General features: G+C 35.7%; 5 protein-coding genes. 4 read left to right on the top strand and 1 reads right to left on the bottom strand.

Going from position 1 to position 5491, the window contains the following annotated elements:
- A partial coding sequence (locus F6K22_RS30015) for a GUN4 domain-containing protein (protein WP_293106614.1) occupies nucleotides 1-1008 on the top strand: 1008 nt, incomplete at its 5' end.
- A 694-nt stretch (nucleotides 1009-1702) separates the two neighbouring features.
- Here F6K22_RS30015 and F6K22_RS30020 read toward each other — a convergent pair.
- Nucleotides 1703-1879 carry a hypothetical protein gene (locus F6K22_RS30020; RefSeq protein ID WP_293106616.1) on the bottom strand — a complete coding sequence of 59 codons (177 nt, stop codon included), beginning with the start codon at nucleotides 1877-1879 and terminating at the stop codon, nucleotides 1703-1705.
- A 398-nt stretch (nucleotides 1880-2277) separates the two neighbouring features.
- On the opposite strand from F6K22_RS30020, the gene F6K22_RS30025 reads away from it, so the two are divergent.
- From F6K22_RS30025 to F6K22_RS30035, 3 genes are all read left to right on the top strand, one after another.
- Nucleotides 2278-2427, top strand: a complete 150-nt coding sequence (locus F6K22_RS30025; protein ID WP_293106619.1) for a hypothetical protein — start codon at nucleotides 2278-2280, stop codon at nucleotides 2425-2427.
- Nucleotides 2428-2657: 230 nt separating this feature from the next.
- Nucleotides 2658-4058 (top strand): serine/threonine-protein kinase, encoded by a 1401-nt coding sequence (locus F6K22_RS30030; RefSeq protein WP_293106622.1) that lies wholly within the window; start codon nucleotides 2658-2660, stop codon nucleotides 4056-4058.
- An 85-nt stretch (nucleotides 4059-4143) separates the two neighbouring features.
- Nucleotides 4144-5491, top strand: a 1348-nt coding sequence (locus tag F6K22_RS30035) for an ABC transporter substrate-binding protein (protein ID WP_293106624.1), incomplete at its 3' end; no start/stop codon positions are given.

The following is a 5491-nucleotide window of genomic DNA, read 5'->3' on the forward strand; positions in this document are numbered from 1 at the left end:
GAAATTATTTGGAAAAATCAAGTTAATGTGAGTGATGATTTAGGTCGGGTTCTGGATAAAATGGTGTTGTATGATTGGAGAAAGCGTTATCAAAGTATTGATGAAGTTATAGCTGAACTCAGAGTTGGTAATTATTCTGCTAATGCTACTATATACCCAACAACTATGCCTCCGACGAAACCAGTTAACAACCCTTCCACAACTGTTGTAGGTTCTACTGTTGTTCCTAATGTTGGGAATTCTCCACAAATACAACCTCTACCCAGTAATGTGCCTCTGGTTTCAGCTAGTGGAATTGATTATGCTAAGTTGCGTGACTTTTTGGCGGCAGGAAAGTGGAAAGAGGCAAATAAGGAAACAAACATAGTTATGAAAAAAGCTGCCAAAGTAGGATGGTTTGGGAAGTTAAATTCTAAGAACATTAAGAATATTTCTTGTGTTGACTTGCAAACCATTGACCAACTCTGGGTAAAAAACAGTAATGGGCACTTTGGGTTTAGTGTTCAAAAGAAAATTTACTTGGATACTGGAAATATACCCTTAAAATTTAGAAAAGAAACTTATAAACGATTTGCAGAGAAAGTTGGATGGAAACTGAAGCGAAACAGTGGATTTCTAGGTGGATGGTTATGCGATCATAACATCGTTTTTGAAAGAAAAGCTCCTAGGGGACATCTCCCGATAGTGATACCAGAGAGAAGTGAGTTTTTTTGTTTTTTTAAGTGGTGGTCACACACTTTATGTATTGGGTATATATTGGTTTTTGTGGTTTGTGTATTTGTATTGGTTATTCTTTTATTAGTTGTAGGAGAAACAATTATCCGAGTGATCAGGAACTATGGTAGAGAGAATTTTATTGATACGATCCGCTATATTTTCTATGGGTTTAATTTTTTTAGTGTGCCTTTAATGCTGGAGGGTGTGGCTGCCTTTCCCTATATCTTGTCGAGGTCTCATTATCTTATTTGCACTCTCTCAGAGAAACTTGATGAGCATCATAACATCTAAGCCTTTGATTCATCAACAGAAAAAAGTTTTAGAAAGTAATTTGTAGGGAGTTTTCTTTATTTCAACATTTCGATACCTGGCACTGAGAATTTTCACCCACACTCCGTTTCACTTGCCATTATAATATGAACTTAATTGTCATTGCGAGGGGGTTTACAGTAGGTTGGGTTAAGCGACAGCGCAACCCAACAATTATGCAGCCTATTCTATATAAAGCCCACTAATTCTAGCACATCAGACAAACAAGAATGAATCCTTTATGCAACAGTTCAAAAACTATTTGAAAAGATATTCCTAATATACTTCATAAACCTGAAATTTGTTGTAAGTATTTGTTGGGTTACTCCTACGGAGAAGCAAGCTACGTTCCTCAACCCAACCTACAAATTACTCTAATTAAATGAACTTAATTGTCATTGCGAGGGGGTACAAAAAACCAAAAGTCTATCGAATAAATTTCAATCCCCCGAAGCAATCTTCAAAACTACTAAAGATTGCTTCCCTCCACTCCGTTCCACTCGCAATGACTCTGCCAATCTTCTTATTCCCAATCCATTATTGAATAAAAAAAACAATTATTTGCCAACTTTAGATATTAAACTATTGAAATTTACCGAAAAATAAAGCATTAACAATACTTTCCTGAAACTCATAATTTTTTCTAATTAATTTCCTAAAAGCACGTTTAAAACGATTATCCCAAACTATCTTCATCATCTCGCTCATCCAATAAATCAGCAATCAAATCATCCACACTGCCTATTTTTGCTGTTCCTTGTTTGAAACATTCTAAAGTAGCTTGAGCATTATTAGAAATTTCTAAACGTCGTTTTTCAATTCTTTTAGCATTCTGCATTTTCTTTCCATTCATCTTGTTCTAATAAACTCATTAATTTATCAGCTAGGTCAGAATAATTATGAGAATACCAAGTACGATAAGCCTTATTATTATCTAATAGTTTTAACCCTTCTTATTTTGCAAATTCAGCCATTAAAAATTGGATGATTTGGAACTTATCTCCACGGGAGAATTGTTCAAGTTGAACAAGCAGTTCAGAATTTAACATAATCAATAAAATTAGTTGAATTTGATTGTTATATTATGTCTCGTTAAATAGTTATAAGTAAAGTTCGTAGTAGGGCTTCAGCCCTATCTATGAATTAGGGCTAAAGCCCTACTACAAACAACAACTTTTTGATCGTTGATTATACGGACATGATATTACTAGACTATAATTTAAAGTAATCGTTTTTTTCAATAAAGCAATTATGAGTGAATCCAAATTACTAACTGTAAAGTTAAGTTCCCAAGACTACCATTGCCTAGCGAAAGAAGCTCAAAGATTAAATTTACCCAGAAATATTTTAGCCCAAAGATTACTTAAATTCAGTCTAGAAGAAATACCACCTCAATTTTGATAAACAAAAAGCAAGAGAAGCTATATCTGCTTTGCGGGAAATTAGGAAAAAATTGTCCTTAGTAGATGGAGAGGCGATCGCCCCTGAAAGTCGAGAAGAGTTAGAGCAAAGGTATATTTTCTAGCTAAATGCTCAAACTCACTCAGAGATTACTTTTGTAGGGGCGAATGGCTATTTGCCCCTACTGACTTTTAACTTGTGCGTAGCGCTATAACTTCATCAGAAAAACAATGACTAACAAAATACTTATCAATCGTTATAAAATTATCTCTGAATTAGGAAAAGGTAGCTTTGGAACTACTTACCTAGCAGTTGATTTAGACATTCCTAATCATCCTCAATGTGTTGTGAAACAATTAGCTCCATCAGACCCCAGACCAAAAGTTTTTCAAGTGGCTAAAAAATTATTTGAAAAAGAGGCAATAGCTTTACAAAACTTGGGAAAACATAATCAAATACCTAATTTTTTTGACTACTTTGAAGAGGAAGGAAAATTTTATTTAGTACAAGAATTTATTGAAGGAAATGACTTAGCAAAAGAGATTGATTCTCAAAGAATATTTACAGAAAATGAGACTGTTAAACTATTAACTGAAATATTAGAGGTTTTAAAATATGTACATCAGCAAAAGGTAATTCATCGTGACTTAAAGCTTCAAAATATTATGCGGAGAAAATCTGATGGCAAAATTGTATTAATAGATTTTGGGGCAGTCAAAGAAATTAAAGGATTAACTGTAACAAGTCAAGGTCATACAACTACAACAATAGCAGTGGGAACTCCTGGATATATGCCTAGCGAACAAGCAGCAGGTAGACCTAAATTTTGTAGCGATATTTATGCTGTGGGAATGATAGGTATTGAAGTATTAACTGGAATGGGGGCAAATCAGTTTTCAGAAAACCCATCTACTGGTGAAATTATTTGGAAAAACCAAGTCAATGTAACTAATAACTTGGGTTTAGTTCTCGATAAAATGGTATTGTATGATTGGAGAAATCGTTATCAAACTGTTGATGAAGTGATGGGCGAATTAAGAAATATTAGTAAACGCCCACTTTCTTATAAACGTTTGGGAATTGTTCCTGCTATTGCTGCTTTGGTTAGTGTTGCTTTGGTTAGTATTACCTCTATCTTCTCAAAAGGAGTCATAGAAGCGGGAGAAGGAAAAGATGTGGAAGCAATGTACAATCGTTTGGATGCTTTGACAGAAGGAGGGCAATGGCGCAAGGCAAATCGACAGAATTGGCAATTAATTAACCAAATAGGCGATCGAGATGGGGATTACTCTTACATATCTGTGTCGGAGGCAGAGCAATTTTCTTGCCCAGACTTGCAGCGAATTAATCGAATATGGACACAAAGATCGAATGGCAGATTTGGCTACACTGCCCAACTTCAGGTAATTTATGGGAATGGGGATACCCTGGAAGCTTTTCGAGATGATGTTCGGGCTTGGCGACGGTTCGCGATCGCTGTAGGATGGAAAACCGGAACAGATAAGGATGACAATGGCTACCTCTCGGATAAAGACCTTAAGTTTACAATAGATGCTGCAAAGGGACACCTCAGCACCGACAGTGAAAATTTTGCCTTAATTCTAACTCGGGCTGCTAGCTGTGAATTATGATCTAAAGAGATTTGAATGCACATAAGTTTAATCCTCCTAAGAACTAATATTAGTTTAGTTTTGCTGAATTTTTGTTTTTTTATTTATGAGCAATATATTACGAGTTAAACTACTAAGACTGATACTCCTTAGTTTCATAATCTTTATTGTCATTTCTTGTAGTGAAAACCCTCCTGAACTTTCAGAGCGTATTACATTTGGAGAGAAATCCTTAACAAATCTAGAGGAAGTTAGACCTGAAAGAGAAAGAGGAATTAATTCAATTGCCAATAGGAATTACGATCGGGCATTTAGAACTTTAACTAATTACTTGGAATCAACACCCAATGATCCAGAAGCACGAATTTTTCTGAATAATCTAGAAGTTGAAAAAAATAAAAAACCTTACCACGTTATTGCTGTATCTATGCCAATTAGTAGTAATTTGAATGCTTCTCTGGAAATTTTGCGTGGAGTTGCTCATGCTCAGTATGATTGGAATTTTTCTAGATCGGGTGCTGAAGGAATGTTGAAAATAGCAATTGCTAATGATGATGATAATGACTCTAATAATGGTACGGAAATTGCCGAAAAAGTTGCTACAGAGTTAGGCAAGAGAAAGGAAATTCTAGGAGTAGTTGGTCACTACTCAAGTGACACTTCCCTAGCAACAGCTAATATTTACAAGGATTACCAGCTTGTATCGATCTCTCCTATTAGTACCTCTGTTGAACTAACAAATTACAGTCCTTATTTTTTTCGCACTGTACCTAGCGATCGAGCGGCTGCAGAAGCATTAGCAAAATATGCTCAAGGTCAGTTAAACTTAGTAAAAGCCGTTGTATTTTATAATTCAGATAGCAATTACAGCAAATCACTAAGTCAAGAATTTATCTCTGAGATAGGGAAATTGAATATTATTCTAAGAGAAGACCCAGATTGCGATCTATCTACATGGTCAAAAAATCCTGAAGATTGGCGTGAGAAAGCAACTAAAGTTCTCAATAGGGCAAAAGATTTAGCAAATGTGTTGATGCTAGCTCCCAGCTCAGGTTATTTAGACCGAGCTCTGGAAATAGTTCAGGTTAATCAAGGGAATTTAGCAGTATTAGGTGGGGATGATGTTTACTCTGCAAAGACTCTGGAGAAAGGTCAAGATAGTGCTGTAAAAATGGTTGTAGCTATAGCATGGGATATTGAAGCAAATGAAACAGGTTCAGATTTTCCAAAACGCTCTCAAAAGCTGTGGGGAACTTCAAGTGTGAATTGGCGAACAATTACTGCGTATGATGCAGTTCAAGCTCTTGGGAAAGCAATTGACGATCAAGCTCAACCAACTCGTGAAGGTGTTCGGGAGGAGTTATCATCAAACTTTTCTACACCTGGAGCATTGAGAGCAGTGAAATTTTTAGATTCTGGTGAGTATGATGGTGATATTCAATTAGTGGAAGTTG

This window comes from Okeania sp. SIO2F4 (genome assembly GCF_010672385.1).
GTDB lineage: Bacteria > Cyanobacteriota > Cyanobacteriia > Cyanobacteriales > Microcoleaceae > Trichodesmium.

Bases quoted from the DNA above. Each gene is read 5' to 3' on its own strand.
- F6K22_RS30020 (WP_293106616.1), bottom strand. From the start codon at position 1,879: ATGAATGGAAAGAAAATGCAGAATGCTAAAAGAATTGAAAAACGACGT.
- F6K22_RS30025 (WP_293106619.1), top strand. From the start codon at position 2,278: ATGAGTGAATCCAAATTACTAACTGTAAAGTTAAGTTCCCAAGACTAC.
- F6K22_RS30030 (WP_293106622.1), top strand. From the start codon at position 2,658: ATGACTAACAAAATACTTATCAATCGTTATAAAATTATCTCTGAATTA.